Below are 15,616 nucleotides of genomic sequence, written 5' to 3'. Positions count from 1 at the left end.
AGCCGGCTTCTTTGGGAGATGCTTCCCTCTTCCGGGCGCTTATACCGTAAAGGCCGGAATATATCCGTTCGCCTCTATGACATCATAGCCCGTCTGCGAAAAGATATAGTCTATGAAAGCCTCCTCATTCTTTGCGGGCTTCTCTCCCGTCACAAACATGACCGGTCTTTGGATCTTGTAGCTTCCGCTCAGAATATTCTCCTTTGTCGCCTCGATCCCATCCACCTTAAAGGCCTTGAGCGAAACGGTCTCCTTGTTCGCCTTATTGAATGCGCCGTAGCCAACGTAGCCTATCCCCCAGGGATCATTCGAAACATTGGTCGCAAGCTCCGTCATGGAAGCGGACTGCGTCGCGGAGGGAGTGATCTCCTTATCCCCCATGATCGCCTTCTGAAATACCTCATAGGCGCCGCCCGAGAGATCGCGGATGTATACATTGATCGGCTCATCCGGGAGGCTGTCGTCTACCTGCTTCCATGTGCCGATCTCCCCGTCGAAAATCTTTTGTATCATCTCCGTATCCAGATTATCCAGCTTCTCCGCAGCGGGATTCTTCGCATTGACGGAGACCGTCAGCGCATCCCTTGCCACAACCCAGCTCTGATAGTCCGCCCCGAGCTTCTCTACCTCGGAGTCCTTGATGTCGCGGGCGAGCATCCCGAAATCCGCGGTCTTATCGATAGCCGCCTGCACGCCGACCCCTGAGCCGCCCGGCGCAACATAGATGGAGATATTCTCCTTCGGAAAGGAGGGGTCCACCTTATCCCAGCTCTCGTATTTTTCCGTAAAAGACGAAGCCAGGGAAGACAGGATCGGATAGAGCGAGGTAGAGCCGCAGAACAGAATCTGTGCCTTAAAGCCGGACGCATCCGACGAGGCTTTGCTCTCCACCGCTGTTCCGGACGCGCTTTGATCCTTAGAAGAAGGAGCGGAGCCGCAGGCTGCGACGGAAAAAAGCAGCATGAGAACGGCAAGTAATAAGCTGATTTTTTTCTTCATTTTTTCCTCTTTTCTTTTCCTCTTTTCTTCCGACAAACGGAGACTATTGCGGTATTTCCCCTTGCCGCCATTTTCCTCGACCGTCCCAAAGGACAAAGCAAAAAGGCGCCGCAGAGCTCCCACTGGCGCATTCACCTTGGATACTAGACATAGACTTCGCTTCGGTCAAGTCCTATGTTTTTATAGATATTCATAAAGATATAGCGTTTTTTTATAGCAAAGCCGCAAAAAATCCCGCCCTCGCATCTGCCGGAAAAAGTCGAAAAAGACTGTCCTCATAAGGGGAATGGATCTGTTCAGCCCGCCTCATCTATGATAAAATGAGGAAAAGAGCGGACATTTATGCTGAAAATTACCGGCAGCACAGTCTGCGCAGCTCTTCTCAGAGCTGCATTCCGTCCCACTGGCAGGAAAAAGGAAGGAGCCCATTATGAAATGCCCGAATTGCGGAAATGAGAACCCGGACGGTCAGCGCTTTTGCGATCACTGCGGAACGGAGCTTCCCAGGCAGCAAGACAGTGCTTCCGGGGCAAGCTTTAATCAATATTACCAGTCGCAGCAGCAGAATGCTCCGCTGCAAAACTATGGAGAACCGGCAATCCCGCCGGAGTATAGACCGATCACTATGTGGGGCTATGTCGGCTACGCCCTCCTCTTTTCAATTCCGCTTGTCGGGCTCATCCTTGTCCTGATCTTCAGCTTCGGAGGAACGACGAACATCAATCTGAGAAACTATTCGAGATCTCTCCTCTGCCTTATGCTGATTTTCCTGGTGATCTTCCTCCTCGTCTTCTCCTGCAGCGCACTGGTATTCAGAGCGATTATACCTGATTATTACTATTAAAAACTATATGCCGTCTCACAGGATTACGGAAGACTAAGACAAATACGATGAGTAAGATCATGAGCCCGGATTCCCACGGAATCCGGGCTCATTTACGCTGTCATTCCCTCTCAGGAGACAGGACAGGGCTGCTGCGCTTCCGCCGCTTTCATCATAAGCGCGCACTCGATCCGCTTTCGGAAGAGCCTGCAGCCGTATTCATAGCAGCCGTGGATATCGCCGACGGCATGGAGCGCGTTGGCGGCACAGCCCCCGGCACAGTAGAGCTGTGCCCAGCATTTTCTGCAGTCGGGCCGGGCGTAAATATTGCAGGAGCGAAACTCATCCCGGATCTTTTCCTCCGTGACTCCTTTCCATATATCGCCCAGCCGGTATTCCGGATCGGAGACAAACTGATGGCAGGGATAGAGCTCCCCCCAGGCCGTGACCGCCATATATTCCGTGCCGCTTCCGCAGCCGGAGATCCGCTTGTAGATACAGGGGCCACGGTCAAGATCCAGCATGTAGTGATAGAAGGTGATGGGCTTTCCCTCCCGCCTTCGGCGGATCATATCCTTTGCCAAAAGCTCGTATTGCTCATAGAGCTTCGGGAGATCCTCCTCCGTCAGATGACAGGGATCCTCCGGAGAAGTCACAACCGGCTCCATGGAAAGCTCCGTAAAGCCGAGCGCGTCCGCCATATGGAAGATGTCCTCCGTGAAATCCGTATTATAATGCGTAAAGGTCCCCCGCATATAGTAGCCCCTGTCTCCTCTGGCCTTCACGAATTTCCGGAAGTTCGGCACGATTCTCTCGTAGCTCCCCCTTCCCCCGCTGTCCACGCGGAAGCGGTCGTTGACCTCCCGCCTTCCGTCCAGACTCAGGACCACATTGTAGCACTCCCGGTTCGCCCACTCGATCACCTCGTCCGTCACGGAGACTCCGTTTGTCGTCAGAGTAAAGCGGAAATTCTTCCCGTGCTCCTTTTCGATGGACCTGGCATAGGAGACGAGCTTCCGGCAGACCTCGAAGTTTACCAGCGGCTCTCCTCCGAAGAAGTCCACCTCCAGATTTCTCCGGCTCCCGGAATTCTCAATCAGAAAGTCGAGCGCCCTCTTCCCGATCTCAAAGCTCATAAGTCCCTGCTTCCCGCAAAAGCTTCCCTGAGAGGCGAAGCAATAGGAGCAGTTCAGATTGCAGCGGTGCGAGACGAGAAGGCAGAGCGCCTTTATGACATTGGAGCTTTGCTTCAGCCTCCCCGCGATATTTTCATAGATATCCCTGGAGAAAAGCTTCCTCTCGGAGATGAGCTCCCGGATATCGGAGAAGCAGTCTCGAAGCTCCTCCTCACTGTATTCCGGCTTCTCCTTCAAAAGCTCCTCCCGGGCCTCCTCCTCGCTTTTCCCGAGATCCAGAAGACGGATCGCGTCGTAGGCGAGAGAGTCCACGAGATGGACACTTCCGCTGAAGACATCGATCACGATATTATAGCCATTCATTTTATATTGATGAATCATGCTCTGTCCTGTCGGTCTCCTTCGGGCGAAAGCCGCCCCGCAGAAAGACCCGAAATGCCGGACTCCGCAGCCGCATGGGATGGCAGCGCGAAACTTCGGCATGAGAAAGCCGGGACATTCCCGCCCCGGCCGAGAGACAAAAACGAAGCGCCGATTGGAGCTTACTTTCCTTCCTTCTCGCACTGCTGGTTCGCGATGCCGCAGCTTGTCTTGCAGGCGGACTGGCAGGAGGTCTGGCACTCGCCGCAGCCTCCGTTCTCCATGCTCTTCTCCATGTCTCTTGTGTTCAAGGTGATGATATGCTTCATAGCCGTCCTCTTTCTCTGAAAACTGCGCCGAATCGGCGCGCAATCGGGATGACCCCGCTTTTTTATTCTACACAGGATACGGAAGGCTTGTCAAGGAGCGCAAAGCCCGCATTCTCTCCGACGTCTTTCGCTCCCTCAAAATCTCACAGCATCCTCTCCGGGCGGACCGCCTCCTCATATTCCGAAGCGTCGAGAAAGCCCAGCGCCGTGACCGCCTCCTTCAGACTAGTCCCCTCCTCCAGGGCCTTGTGCGCACATTTTGCGGCATTATCATAGCCGATCCGGGGGCTTAGGCAGGTGACGAGCATGAGAGAACGCTGCAGCTTTTCTTCCATATTCTCTCTTTTTGCCCGGATGCCGCTCACGCAGTGCCTGTCAAAGGAGCGCATCCCATCGCTTAGGAGACGGATCGACTGCATCATATTATAGGCCAGGACCGGCATAAAGACATTGAGCTCAAAGTTTCCCTGGCTCGCTCCCATGCCGATCGTCACATCGTTTCCCATCACCTGAATCGCGATCATCGTGATGGCCTCGCACTGCGTCGGATTGACCTTCCCCGGCATGATGGAGCTCCCCGGCTCATTTTCCGGGATGCTGATCTCGCAAAGTCCGCAGCGCGGCCCGCTGGAGAGCCAGCGCACATCATTCGCGATCTTCATGAGATTCGCCGCCAGCGTCCTCAGGGCGCCGCTGAGATACGAATAGCTGTCCTTTGCGCTAAGAGCATGAAACTTGTTCGGCTCCGGCGAGAAGCTTTCCCCCGTGAGTCCGGAAAGGCTCTCACAGCAGAGCCTGTCAAAGCCCTCCGGGCAGTTCAGCCCGGTTCCCACTGCGGTACCACCGACGGCAAGCCTCCGAAGTCGCTCCGAGGACTCCAGGATCTGCTCCCGGGACTCCTCCAGCATCCCTCTCCAGCCGGAGATCTCCTGACGGAAGCGAAGCGGCACAGCGTCCTGTAAATGCGTGCGGCCGATCTTTATGAGCTCGCGATTTTCCTCCTCCAGCCGCTTCATGCTTTCGATCAGACCATCCGCCGCGGGCAAAAGGCTCTCCCGGATCCCCAAAAGCGCCGCTACATGCATGGCGCTCGGAAAGATATCATTGGAGGACTGGGATCGGTTGACATGGTCGTTCGGATGCATCTTTATCCCCGGATCCGCCCTCATGGCAATATGCGAAATCACCTCGTTCATATTCATATTGCTCTGCGTCCCGGAGCCCGTCTGCCAGACCTTAAGCGGAAACTCCTTCGGGTACTTCCCGTCGATAATGTCCCTGCACGCATCCCGAATGCATTTTGCTCTCGGCTGATCCAGCATTCCGAGCTTCTCATTCGCCTCTGCCGCCGCATACTTTAAAAGCGCGAGCGCCCGGATCAGCTCCCGCGGAATTTCCTCTGTCCCGATCCGAAAATTTTCGAGGGAGCGCTCTGTCTGCGCCCCCCAGAGACGCTCCGCCGGGACCCTGAGCTCTCCCATCGTATCATGCTCTATCCTGTACTCACCCATCCTCGCGTTCTCCTCTCTCCATAGACATTTTATCGGAATTTCCCTTTATCCCAAAATCATACTTCATACCAAAATTTCCTTTCCACTCAGAATGGACGGGGCAATGCCGCAGTCCGCATCTCATTTTACCGCGCAGGACTATTCTTTAACCTGATTTTCATTGCCTGCAGCCCTATCCTTAATCTCTTTAACGAGATGATGAACCGTGCATGCCGGAATTGACTCAGAAGGTTTTTCATGTAGATCCTTTGCCTTCTTAAGATTCTTTTCCGCCAAAAGATATGCCTTTTTAAAACTGCCATGCTGATCCAGTTTTCTGAAAATATCCTTATCACTCTTTTGGTATTTCTGGCCTGTGACTTTCTCAAACCGTTCTTCAAACCGCCTGCAGCAGCTAATAGAATCAATGATATTCGGCATCGTTCCGAAATACGCAAACATCCAGATCTCAAAGCACGGATTCGACCATCCGACATTGATTTCATTGCAGATAGCTCTTTCTATTATTTCATCAAAATTTTTAACTTCATCCCTGTCAAAAACAATCCACGGAATTCTTTGCTGGACACTGCTGCTTAACAGTTCCTGCGTTTTTTCTATGAGGCTATACGTTGTCTTTGCTTTTTCCACATGGATGACAATTCTGTCTCTGATCTCGGCAGGAATACTATCTTTCAGCCCATCAAAGTAGTTTTTCTCCGTTTTCTTTGTGTCCGTCACAATCAGGTAGTAAGCGAGAAGAGGCGTCCTTGAAGCAAAGCGCATACTCCTGTCATGTTTTTTTCCTGCCCTGCCTTTGGAAAACTCATTCTTTTTTGCCATCAGCGCCTCCCTTCCCCAGCATGTTAAACGGTTTCAGGGCAGGGATACCGCCATAGTTTCCAAGCAGATACCTTTTCGCGAGGGCTTCATTTCTCCTCGCCTTATTTCCATCCTCATCTTTGAAGTCGGCCACGGAATAAAGGGTAGATACACCTTCTTTTGTCTTGTCGGTCATCCAGAGCTCATCTCGCCTTAAGAATTCGTTACTGAACTGCCAAATATCATGTGTCGTCATGAGCAGCTGTGCATGGTTCGGGTTAATATCCGGCGACAAAAATGAAAGGATGATATTCCTTATAAGCAGTGGATGAAGCCTTGCATTAAGCTCGTCAACAACCAACAGACTGCCATGCTCAAACACGGATTTTAATGCCGGATATAACGCAAACATTTTGAGTGTTCCGCTCGATTCGTTCTGCAGGGGAATACTCTGCACTTTGTCACTACCTGCGAGCCTGTGAAGGGCATTGATCCTGTAGACCTTTTCTACCTTTTCTTCCAACGTCCGAACTTCCTCTATTTCAAATCCGATGATAGATTCATCAAAGGCGGACAGGTAGCATGCCACATTATCCTGAACAGACTTGTCTCTTACAAATCCCTTGGGTAACAGTGCCGAGCGAAAGAAATTCTCAGCAGGGCTCCCGAAATCCATCACCTCGTGTTTCATAAACCAGTCACGGACAAGTTGGAGCTTGCTGATCTTCAGCTTTGCGCCAAGAGAAACAGCCAGTGTCTCCGGCTCCAGCGAGATGAGCAAGTTTTCAGCTGCCTTTTTAGGGATTCCATCGGAGATAAAATCCTCTCCTCTTTTCCGGTAAAAGATGGTCCTGTAGTCATTGCGGGATGACTTTGCCTTACTGTAAAGCCACTCCTCAATAACTTCTGTTCCCAAAAGACAGAAGCCGTACTGATATGTCCTCTCCTTCTCATCAGTGGGATCCATGAAAAAAACTTCAAATTCGCTTTCCGCATTCCTGCTGTCTGTGTCAAAGAGAAACGGAACCGTTTTATTTCTATCCGCAATGTCAATCTCACCCTCTCGGCCGTAACCGAAGGAATTGATAACGTAGTCCTTCATAAAAGCGAAGGCTTCATAAATATTGGACTTTCCGCTGGCATTTGCGCCATAAATCGCAGCGACAGAAAGGAGCTTATCTCCTCCCGCCGTCACGACATGCGATGGATGCTCCGTGATTTTTGTTGCTGTCATGTCCAGGGATGAAGCATCCCGGAAGGACTTATAGTTTTTAAAATTAAACTGTACCAACATTTCGTCAGCCTCCTAATATTTACCATTATACTTACATTCTTTTAAAAAACAACATTTAATTTCATTTTCTATGCAATTAGAAGTGTATTTTCTGATTTTCTTCAAAAATCTTCACGGAAGATATCCATGTTCTTGAAATGCGGTATTAACTGGCGGGTCATCATAGCGTTTGATCTTGTTTAAACCCTTTTCTCAGGGAAACTGATATAATTCAAGAAGAAAAAGAGGGATGCTTCCCGCTTATGTAAGATCAGAAACAGCTGCAAAACAGAAATTTTCCCGCGCCTCTCCGTCCGGGATTGCGGATTCAGGAAAAAGGGATATAATAATTTCAGTGCAGGAAATCTTTCATTGACAGAAGGGAGAGTGCATATGGACAAAAAAGCAATCCTGGAAGAGGTAAAAAAGCTCATCGCAGCGGGTTCTGTCTGTCCTGAGGCCAAAAAGGCCGGAGAGGATTACCTCGCCTCTATCGGCACGGCAGAGGAGAAAAAAGCCGCAGAAGCCCTCATCAAGGAGCTGAAGGAGGATGTCACAAGCATCGATGGTCTGATCGCCTTTGCGTCCTCTCCGGACGGAGAGAAAGCCTTCGGAAAAGATACGGCGGAGGCAGTCCGGAAGCAGGCGGAAGAGGCAAAGGCAAAGGGCGAGAAAATCTGTATTTGCGAGGCCTGCCGGGCCGCAGCTGTCCTTTTGGAGAATCAGGATCTTCTCCTCAAGCTATAGTCCGGTCTTTCCTTCGGCCCTGTCTTCTCACCGCTTAGCAGAGCCCGGACCGGGAAGATAACATTCAGAAACATGCGCCGCTGGGCGCACGGAAAAAGAGAAGCAGGCTGGGTAAATCTCCCGCCTGCTTCTCTTTTTAATGTGAATCCCGAGATGATCCCGGGAAACGGCAGGCCGCTGTTTTAAAAAAGCTTTGATGATATTCTTTTCTCTATCTCTCTCATCCGCTCCTTCCGCTTCATACAGACCTTGCTGCCCTCCAGCGATACAGAGCGGTTCCAATGATGAGGAAATAGCCGAGAAAGCTCACGGCATCCGGCAGCTCCCCGAAGAGGAAAAAGCCGAATATCGCGGCGAAAACCACCTGCGAATAATCAAAGACAGAGATCTCCTTTGCCGGGGCGAAGCGGTAAGCCGCCGTGATTCCGAGCTGTCCCAGCGTCGCCGCCGCCCCTGCGAGGAGCAAAAAGAGCAGCTGTCTTAGCGTCATCGGATGAAAATCCATGATTAAAAAAGGAAGACAGGCCGCACAGGAGAACACAGAGAAGGCCAAGACGATGATCGGTCCCTTCACTCCGTTTTTTCCGAGCTTTCTCACATAGGTATAGGCCGTTCCCGCGAAAAGGCCCCCGAGGAGGCCGACGAGGGCGGGAAGCTGCGCGAGTCCGACTCCCGGCTTAATCACGAGCGCCGCCCCGAAAAGCGCTGTGATGAGGCAGAGGATATCCCTCCTGCCCGGCGTCTCCTTTAGGATAAAAAGAGACATCAATATCGCAAAAAAGGGGGACATCTTATTGAGCATCGCAGCATCCGCGATCCCCAGCCGGTCAATCGCCCAGAAATTTGCGATGAGCCCGATCGTCCCAAAGAGGGAACGGAGGAAAAGCGGAAGCCATTCTCTCTTTTCCAGATGAAAGCGCTCCCCGGAGCGCCTTAAAATGATCCACGCAGCCAAAGCCGCAACGATATTTCGGAAAAAGGCCTTTTCCATCACGGGAAGCTTCCCCGAAAGCCGCACGAAAACGGCCATCAGAGAAAAGCCCGCCGCAGCCAGCACAATAAAAAGGATTCCTCTCTTTTGATCTGTCATCTCATCTTGCCCCGCTTCTTCTCTACCGCATCTTCAATGCGGCATGCCCTGCCTGGCCGGTCCATGAACAGCCCCGTCACTTTGCCCGCATATCCTATCCGGCATTCAGTGATTTGGTATTTGAAACGCCGCACAGCTGACTCTAGCACATTTTCCAGAAATCATAAAGAGCCTTGGCCTCCCTATTTGGAAACCTCGGCTCTTCTCTCCTTTGTTCCTTTTCCCTTTTTCTCTTTTTCTCTTTTCTTCTTCCGTCCGGGCAATGCTGCGGCTTCGAAGCCTTTTCTCCTATAACGTATAGTCCCGGGCTCTTATCAGGACTGCTCCAGCACCGGGTCCCAAATCTTATTCAGGACCGACTTGGTATCGCTGTCCTTATCCACCAGACCGAAGCCCTTATAGTCGTCTATGATGCTTTCCAGCGTCTTCTCCGTGTTCTCATCCGGGATATCGAAGTCCAGGCTGTCCGCAAAATCCAGGACCTTGTCCCGCTCCCCGGAGGCCCAGTTCATCTTCAGCATGATATCCACAAACTCTTCCTTATGCGACTGAATCCACTTGCTCGCCTCCTCGTGCGCATGGGTCAGCTTCTTTACCGTGATCGGATTCTCCCTCAGGAAATCTCCGTTTACCGCATGGATGCAGCAGGGCTCCGTCTTAAAGTCCTCATCTGTCGTCAGGGAGCGGATCATGCGAAGCGTTCCGTCATCCACAAACTTCCGGGCAAACTGATCGCTCAATGTAGCCCCCTGTACCTCGCCGTTTTGCAGAGCGAGGATAACCGCGTCATAAGAGACGACCTTGAACTGCACCTCGGAGGGATCAATATGGTCCTTACTCAGAAAGCGAAGACTGATATTGTGATCGGAGCCCCCGATCCCGTCCGCGATCGCGATCGTCTTTCCCTTCAGATCCGCTGTAGACTGAATCTCGGAGCTTCCCAGTACATAGAGGGATTTGCAGCCGCTGTGGCAGCCCCTCGTAAAGACCATATTCACGCCCTTTGTCGCGGGGACGAGGAGGGCGGCGATGTGATCTCCCGTGACATCGACCTTTCCGGTCCCAATCGCATCCGACTGTACCGTCATCTTCGTGATCTCCGTCTTCAGCCCCTCCGCCTCATAGAAGCCCTCCTCCTGTGCGATGCCGAAGGCGCCGAGGCAGAGGCCTCCGTTATAGCCGATCCGGATCGTCTTCCCGTAGGCCGGCTCCTTCTTCCAAGCCTCTTCCTCCTCCGCTGTGAGCTCAAGCGGATGATGCTCAATCTCTGCGGAAGAGAGCGCCGATGCTTGGCTCCCCTTCTCCTCTGCGGCTTCGGAGGAGCTCTTTCCGTCTTCCTCCTTCTTCGCTTCCGTCTCCTTCTTTGTCCCTTCTCCGCTCTCCGATCCGGTCGTCTTTCCCACCTGGGTGCTGCATCCCGCTAAAAGCATCGACGCAGAAAGCGCCAGTGCCAGCACGACAAAAAAATTCTTTTTCATCTGAATCCTCCCTGAACCCTGATTCCTGCGCGGCGTCCGGACTTCATCCCTGCCGCATACCAAAAGTTCCTCTTTCCGCTCATCCGCCCTCACGATATTTTCTCGCTGCCGATTCCGAGAAGCCGCATGATCTCATCCCGATACCGGAGAAAGGTATCTGCCAGCCGGTCTCTGGGATAGGGGAGAGCGATCGGGATATCCTTCAGGATTCTCCCGGGGCTCGGCGCCATCACGATCACGCGGCTTCCCATGTAGATGGCCTCATCCACATCATGTGTCACCATCATCATCATATTTTTCTTCTCCCGCCACATCTCGAGGAGCTCGTCCTGCATCTTCATCCTTGTAAAGGCATCCAGAGCGCCGAGCGGCTCATCGAGAAGGAAGATCTCCGGCTCGTTGACCATGGTCCTCGCGAGCGCTGCCCGCTGTGCCATACCGCCTGAAAGCTGGTGGGGATACGCGTTCCGGAAGGCCTCAAGCTTTGTGATCCGGAGCATTTTCTCCACCATCTCCGGCTTTCGCTTCTTCTGCATCCTCGGGCCAAAGGCGATATTCTTCTCCACCGTCATCCAGGGAAAGAGCGTCGGCTTCTGAAAGGCCATCCCCCGCATCGGATCCGTCCCGCGGATTGGCTTCCCGTTCAGACTGAGCGTCCCCGTTGTAGGCTCGATCAGGCCAGCAATCAGGCGGAGGATCGTGGACTTTCCGCAGCCGCTCGGCCCTACGATGCACAGAAACTCCCCCGCCTCCGCACAAAGATCGATCTTATCGAGGGCATTTGTGACATCATCCCCGCTCCCCGCAAAGCTCTTGGAAACCCCCTCCAGCAAAAGACTCATGCCTTCACCATTCCTTCCTGCCAGCGGAGCACACGGCTCCTGATGCAGCCCAGAATAAAGTTGACGCCGACAAAGATCAGACAGATCAGGATGATCGCCCCGTACATCTTGCCGTATTCCGCCCAGCTTTTCTGCCAGGTGATATACCAGCCAAGACCCGACTCCACACCGATCATCTCCGCGACAAGAAGAGCCGTGCAGGCGGAGCTCATCGCCTGTATCATTCCCTGGAATATGCTGGGGACCGCCGATGGGATCGCGACATTCCTTATCAGCTGCACTCCGGAGGCCCCGAGGGTTCGCGCCGCCTCATAATAGGATTTATCAATATTTCGGATACCGGTGATCGTAGAGAGTGTGATGGAAAACCACACGCCGAGCGCAATGATGAAGACACTGCCGCGGAAAAGAGAGGCCGAAAGCACCAGGACGATCGGGATCCATGTGGTGCTCGGGATCGCCCCGAGGAGCTTCATAAAGGGCTCGATCCAGTAGTTGATCCTCTGATTATATCCGCAGGCGATTCCGCTGACGAGGCCGGCCAGAAGCCCCGAGAAATAGCCGCAGAAAAGGAGGTAGAGAGAGCTCAGCGTGCACTGAAGGAGATAGCCCCGATCGGAAATCATGGCATTTAAGATGCGGTCCGCCCAGGGAAAATACGGCATAAGCAAAATCCCGCTCTTTAAAGTCAGAACATCGTAGAAAAGGAGAAGAAAGAATACCAGCGCGCGGAAGGGCGCGTGGTAGAGATAACGATAATAGGAGAGCCTGGAGCGGAGGGAGAAGAGAAGAAAAACGAGATTTCCGAAAAGCAAAATCCCCAGAAAAAATACATAGGTATAGCTCGCCTCATTGCCCGGGTGATTCGGCAGATACAGATATTCCAGTAACGCGAGTACAGCCGCAAGAATCGGAGAAAGGGCCTTGAGCAGATCGAAGGTTTTCTGCATGCCGGTTCTCGGCTTTTGCTCCATCTCAAGGAGCGCCTCCCGTGTGATCGCGCTCTGTACAGAATCCTCCGTTTCTCTTTGGGTTTTTCTTTGAATAGAAGTCATTCCCACTCCCCATCTTCTCACCGAGCATCTGGAACCTCCTCTATTCTATCTGTCCCTCCCTCAAAAAACAAATCAAGGCTTTTTATGAAATTCTTCTCTTATAGGATTTCACGATAGCTTTTCCAGGGAATCCTCCCCGCGCAGTAATCCGCAGAAAGTGCCTCCGCTGTCTTCATGCCGTCCATCGCGGCACTCATGATCCCTCCGGCATATCCGGCCCCCTCCCCGCAGGGATAGAGGAAGCGGAGATTAGAGTGAAAGTCTTCATCCCGGGGGATGCGGATCGGGGAGGAGGTCCTGCTCTCCAGCGCGCAGAGGACCGCATCCTCCCGGTTGAAGCCGGGGATGCGGCGGGAAAAGCTCTCCATTCCCTCGATAAAAAGCGTATTAAAGCAGTTGAGGCTCCGATACGGGGAATCCTCCCCGAAACGGAAAATCGTGCTGAGATCCGCCTCCGAAAAGAGGCCGCGGAAGGCCGGAGACATCGGATCCCCCTCCCCATCCCCCAGTCCTTCAGGAAGGAAATCTCTCTCTCTTTCCCCTTCCGATACCGCATCCCGGAAGGCCCCGTAGCGCTGCATCGGGATCCTTCCCCCGCATAGACGAAAGCATCTCTCCTCCAGCTCCCTTTGGAGTAAGATCCCGGACATGGGATCCCTTCCGTCCCCGTAGTCCTCCTTCCGAATCGCCATAACGATCGCGGAGTTCGCAGTTCCGCTGTCCCGGCTGTGACAGCTCATCCCGTTCACGCAAAGCCCCCCCTCCTCCGAGGAAGCATTGATGACATAGCCTCCGGGACACATGCAAAAGCTGTAGAGCGCGCGGCCGGACGAATTCGTAAAACTCAGTTTATACGCGCCCGGCCCAAGAGCTTTCCGCATCTCCTCCGAGATCTCCCCGTAGAGCGCGCGGTCAATGAGGGCCTGGGGATGCTGAATGCGAAAGCCCATCGCGAAGTCCTTCGGCCGCATCGAAAGGCCGAGCTCCAAAAGCTCCCTGTAGCTGTCCCTCGCGCTGTGCCCGATCGCAAGAATCAAAGGAGAGCTCTCCTCCCCTCTGAAATGATATTGGCTGTGGAAGCGGATCTCTCCTCCGAGAGAGAGGATCTCCTCCCGGATGTTTCGCACGATAGCAAGGAGGAGATCCGTTCCAATGTGAGGCTTTCCGTCGATCAGAATCTCCTCCGGAGCACCCGCGCGGACGAACTCGGAGAGCACAAAGCGGGAGCGGCCGTCCGGATCCTTCACGAGCGTATTCAGCTTTCCGTCGGAAAATGTCCCCGCCCCGCCCTCCCCGAACTGGGGATTGGAGGAGAGATCCGCTCTCCCGTCCTTCCAGAGCGAAAGCACGGCCTTCTCCCTCTCTTCAACGGGCCCTCCCCTCTCATAGATCAGAGGACAAGCCCCCATCCTCGCAAGAAGGAGCCCCGCAAACATCCCCGCCGGACCGAATCCGACGATTCGGGGCCGATTCCCATATTCTGAAAAATACTCCTCCCGGCTCTTCCCGGAAATCCTCTCCGGAAGAGCCGGAATCCGGTAGCTCTTCTGCTCCGAGAGCGAGAGCCTGGGATTTCCGAGCCGCTTTAAAAGCCTCTCCTCCCCTCCATCCTTTAGGGAAAGAAGAACGGTGTAGGAGAAACGGATCTCCTTCCCCCTCTTTCTCGCGTCGATGGAACGCCGTAAAATCGTGAAATCTCTGATCTTATCCTCCCGGACGCGGAGGAGGGAGGCCGCCTTCCTTCGGATTTCCCCCTCTCCCGCGAGGACCGGAAGTCTGAGCTCACTGATCCGTATCATATCTCCTCCCCTTCTCTCTCTTCCTTCCCCGCGAGGAGGACTTCCTCGCCCAGGGAGAAATCTTCCCCTCCCGTAAAACGGGCTTCCCCGCCCGCGGGGAGACCTTCCCCCTCCGTAAAGCGGGCTTCCCCGCCGCAGCTCTCCCCGCCTTAAGACCGCTTGCAAAGGCAAAATGCAGATTATAGCCTCCGCAGATCCCGTCCACATCCAAAAGCTCTCCCGCAAAATACAGCCCCGGGCAGATCCTGCTCTCCATGCTCTCAGGCTCGATCTCCCGGCAGCTTACCCCTCCCGCCGCGCACTGCGCCTGAGAAAATGGATTTGCAGAGAGGACTCTGCTCCGGAAGCTCTTGATCCGGGAGGAAAGCGCATGAAGCTCCCTCCCGCTTAACTCACGGGCTCTTCTTCCCCTCCCGATTCCCGAGACCAAGAGGAGCGTCCCGGCGAGCTTTCCGTTCATAAGCCCAAGGAGAAGACTGTACGCGCTCCTTTCGGGGAAGCTCTGTCTCAGCCGGAAGAGCTCCGAAAGGAGGGCGTTTTCGGAGACAGCGGGGAGGAAGTCGAGCTCCGCAAAAACCTCCTCTCCTCTCAAAATGCCATAGGATGCATAGCGGCTCAGCTGAAAGACCGGGATGCCGGAGATCCCGTAATCCGTGAGCTGAAGCTCCCCTCTCTCCCTTCCCTTTTCCCTCCCGGAGATGAGGAGACGAAGGGAGGCATCGCAGCGGACACCGGAGAGTTCCCGGTAAAAGCTTCCCTCGCAGCGAAGCGCACAGAGGGCGGGAACCGGCGGCACGATGCTGTGCCCAAAGCTCTCCGCGATCGGATATCCGTCCCCCTCGGAGCCGGTCCTCGGAGCCGCCGCTGAGCCAAGGGCGAGGATCAGCGCATCGCAGCGCTGCTCCTCTCTTTCTCCCTCCCCGGAGGAGGATAAAAGCAGAAAGGATCCTCCCTCGTCCCTTTGGATCTTTTCTATCCTGTGCCCCGTCAATATTTTGACGCCGAGCTGCCGGAGCTCCTCCTCCATGAGCTCCGAGACCGATGAGGCTTGATCCGAGGCCGGATAGACGTAATTTCCGCGAAACCTCGGGAAAATCCCCACGCTTTTCATAAAAGAGAGCATCTCCTCCGGACCGAAGCCCTGAAGGGCCCGCTCCGGAAAATCCGCTGTCTCCGAGCGGTAGATTCCCTCTCGAAAGGAAAAGTCCCGGTTGGTAAAATTGCAGCGCCCGTTTCCGGTCTGAGAGAGCTTCTTTCCGAGCCTTTGGTTTCTTTCCAAAAGAAGCACACCCGCCCCGCAGCGCGCACTCGCTATGGCGGCGGCCATCCCGGCCGCGCCTCCCCCGGCGACAATCACTCTCCTCATAAAATCC

At 53.9% G+C, this 15,616-nt stretch carries 14 protein-coding genes; 2 read left to right on the top strand and 12 right to left on the bottom strand.

The genetic code is table 11. The features are described 5' to 3' along the window. Window positions 1-39: 39 nt before the first annotated feature. Entirely contained in the window at window positions 40-999 is a 960-nt protein-coding gene (locus HMPREF1986_RS07780; RefSeq protein WP_036599920.1) for a phosphate ABC transporter substrate-binding protein, read from the bottom strand. Between the two features lie 430 nt (window positions 1,000-1,429). Between HMPREF1986_RS07780 and HMPREF1986_RS12620 the strand changes: the two genes are divergently transcribed. Further along, window positions 1,430-1,843, top strand: a complete 414-nt coding sequence (locus HMPREF1986_RS12620; RefSeq protein ID WP_021774280.1) for a zinc ribbon domain-containing protein — start codon at window positions 1,430-1,432, stop codon at window positions 1,841-1,843. 110 nt (window positions 1,844-1,953) lie between these two features. Here HMPREF1986_RS12620 and scfB read toward each other — a convergent pair whose 3' ends face one another. From scfB to HMPREF1986_RS07750, 5 genes are all read right to left on the bottom strand, one after another. Next, window positions 1,954-3,339: a thioether cross-link-forming SCIFF peptide maturase gene (gene scfB, locus HMPREF1986_RS07770; protein ID WP_021774279.1), complete on the bottom strand. Its 1,386-nt coding sequence runs from the start codon at window positions 3,337-3,339 to the stop codon at window positions 1,954-1,956. Window positions 3,340-3,500: 161 nt separating this feature from the next. Next, complete coding sequence (scfA, locus tag HMPREF1986_RS07765; protein ID WP_021774277.1) at window positions 3,501-3,647, bottom strand: six-cysteine ranthipeptide SCIFF; 147 nt, start codon at window positions 3,645-3,647, stop codon at window positions 3,501-3,503. Window positions 3,648-3,790: 143 nt separating this feature from the next. Beyond that, window positions 3,791-5,158: a class II fumarate hydratase gene (gene fumC, locus HMPREF1986_RS07760; RefSeq protein WP_021774276.1), complete on the bottom strand. Its 1,368-nt coding sequence runs from the start codon at window positions 5,156-5,158 to the stop codon at window positions 3,791-3,793. 138 nt (window positions 5,159-5,296) lie between these two features. Further along, entirely contained in the window at window positions 5,297-5,980 is a 684-nt protein-coding gene (locus tag HMPREF1986_RS07755) for an RloB family protein (protein WP_021774274.1), read from the bottom strand. Beyond that, window positions 5,964-7,253 (bottom strand): AAA family ATPase, encoded by a 1,290-nt coding sequence (locus tag HMPREF1986_RS07750; RefSeq protein ID WP_021774273.1) that lies wholly within the window; start codon window positions 7,251-7,253, stop codon window positions 5,964-5,966. The genes HMPREF1986_RS07755 and HMPREF1986_RS07750 overlap by 17 nt, the downstream gene beginning before the upstream one ends. 372 nt (window positions 7,254-7,625) lie before the next feature. On the opposite strand from HMPREF1986_RS07750, the gene HMPREF1986_RS07745 reads away from it, so the two are divergent. Then, window positions 7,626-7,979 (top strand): hypothetical protein, encoded by a 354-nt coding sequence (locus tag HMPREF1986_RS07745; protein ID WP_021774271.1) that lies wholly within the window; start codon window positions 7,626-7,628, stop codon window positions 7,977-7,979. Window positions 7,980-8,217: 238 nt separating this feature from the next. Here the strand turns inward: HMPREF1986_RS07745 and HMPREF1986_RS07740 are convergent, their stop codons facing one another. From HMPREF1986_RS07740 to HMPREF1986_RS07715, 6 genes are all read right to left on the bottom strand, one after another. Then, entirely contained in the window at window positions 8,218-9,069 is an 852-nt protein-coding gene (locus HMPREF1986_RS07740; protein ID WP_021774270.1) for a DMT family transporter, read from the bottom strand. Between the two features lie 314 nt (window positions 9,070-9,383). Continuing rightward, window positions 9,384-10,547, bottom strand: coding sequence for an ABC transporter substrate-binding protein (locus tag HMPREF1986_RS07735; RefSeq protein WP_036599916.1), 1,164 nt, complete (start codon window positions 10,545-10,547; stop codon window positions 9,384-9,386). Between the two features lie 89 nt (window positions 10,548-10,636). Further along, a complete protein-coding gene (locus HMPREF1986_RS07730) occupies window positions 10,637-11,389 on the bottom strand; it encodes an ABC transporter ATP-binding protein (protein ID WP_021774268.1) in 753 nt (250 codons plus the stop codon). Next, complete coding sequence (locus tag HMPREF1986_RS07725; protein ID WP_021774267.1) at window positions 11,386-12,444, bottom strand: ABC transporter permease; 1,059 nt, start codon at window positions 12,442-12,444, stop codon at window positions 11,386-11,388. Before HMPREF1986_RS07725 ends, HMPREF1986_RS07730 begins: the two co-directional genes overlap by 4 nt. A gap of 98 nt (window positions 12,445-12,542) precedes the next feature. Then, complete coding sequence (locus tag HMPREF1986_RS07720; RefSeq protein ID WP_021774266.1) at window positions 12,543-14,243, bottom strand: NAD(P)/FAD-dependent oxidoreductase; 1,701 nt, start codon at window positions 14,241-14,243, stop codon at window positions 12,543-12,545. After that, window positions 14,227-15,609 carry an aminoacetone oxidase family FAD-binding enzyme gene (locus tag HMPREF1986_RS07715; RefSeq protein ID WP_051273900.1) on the bottom strand — a complete coding sequence of 461 codons (1,383 nt, stop codon included), beginning with the start codon at window positions 15,607-15,609 and terminating at the stop codon, window positions 14,227-14,229. The genes HMPREF1986_RS07720 and HMPREF1986_RS07715 overlap by 17 nt, the downstream gene beginning before the upstream one ends. Between the last annotated feature and the right edge of the window lie 7 nt (window positions 15,610-15,616).

The organism is Oribacterium sp. oral taxon 078 str. F0263 (assembly GCF_000469565.1).
GTDB lineage: Bacteria > Bacillota > Clostridia > Lachnospirales > Lachnospiraceae > Oribacterium.
This window is presented reverse-complemented; position numbering and strand designations above follow the sequence as displayed.

Coding starts and splice junctions, on each gene's coding strand:
- HMPREF1986_RS07755 (WP_021774274.1), bottom strand. CDS start 5,980: ATGGCAAAAAAGAATGAGTTTTCCAAAGGCAGGGCAGGAAAAAAACAT.
- HMPREF1986_RS07725 (WP_021774267.1), bottom strand. CDS start 12,444: ATGACTTCTATTCAAAGAAAAACCCAAAGAGAAACGGAGGATTCTGTA.
- HMPREF1986_RS12620 (WP_021774280.1), top strand. CDS start 1,430: ATGAAATGCCCGAATTGCGGAAATGAGAACCCGGACGGTCAGCGCTTT.
- HMPREF1986_RS07730 (WP_021774268.1), bottom strand. CDS start 11,389: ATGAGTCTTTTGCTGGAGGGGGTTTCCAAGAGCTTTGCGGGGAGCGGG.
- HMPREF1986_RS07750 (WP_021774273.1), bottom strand. CDS start 7,253: ATGTTGGTACAGTTTAATTTTAAAAACTATAAGTCCTTCCGGGATGCT.
- HMPREF1986_RS07740 (WP_021774270.1), bottom strand. CDS start 9,069: ATGACAGATCAAAAGAGAGGAATCCTTTTTATTGTGCTGGCTGCGGCG.
- HMPREF1986_RS07745 (WP_021774271.1), top strand. CDS start 7,626: ATGGACAAAAAAGCAATCCTGGAAGAGGTAAAAAAGCTCATCGCAGCG.
- HMPREF1986_RS07715 (WP_051273900.1), bottom strand. CDS start 15,609: ATGAGGAGAGTGATTGTCGCCGGGGGAGGCGCGGCCGGGATGGCCGCC.
- fumC (WP_021774276.1), bottom strand. CDS start 5,158: ATGGGTGAGTACAGGATAGAGCATGATACGATGGGAGAGCTCAGGGTC.
- HMPREF1986_RS07780 (WP_036599920.1), bottom strand. CDS start 999: ATGAAGAAAAAAATCAGCTTATTACTTGCCGTTCTCATGCTGCTTTTT.
- HMPREF1986_RS07735 (WP_036599916.1), bottom strand. CDS start 10,547: ATGAAAAAGAATTTTTTTGTCGTGCTGGCACTGGCGCTTTCTGCGTCG.
- scfA (WP_021774277.1), bottom strand. CDS start 3,647: ATGAAGCATATCATCACCTTGAACACAAGAGACATGGAGAAGAGCATG.
- HMPREF1986_RS07720 (WP_021774266.1), bottom strand. CDS start 14,243: ATGATACGGATCAGTGAGCTCAGACTTCCGGTCCTCGCGGGAGAGGGG.
- scfB (WP_021774279.1), bottom strand. CDS start 3,339: ATGATTCATCAATATAAAATGAATGGCTATAATATCGTGATCGATGTC.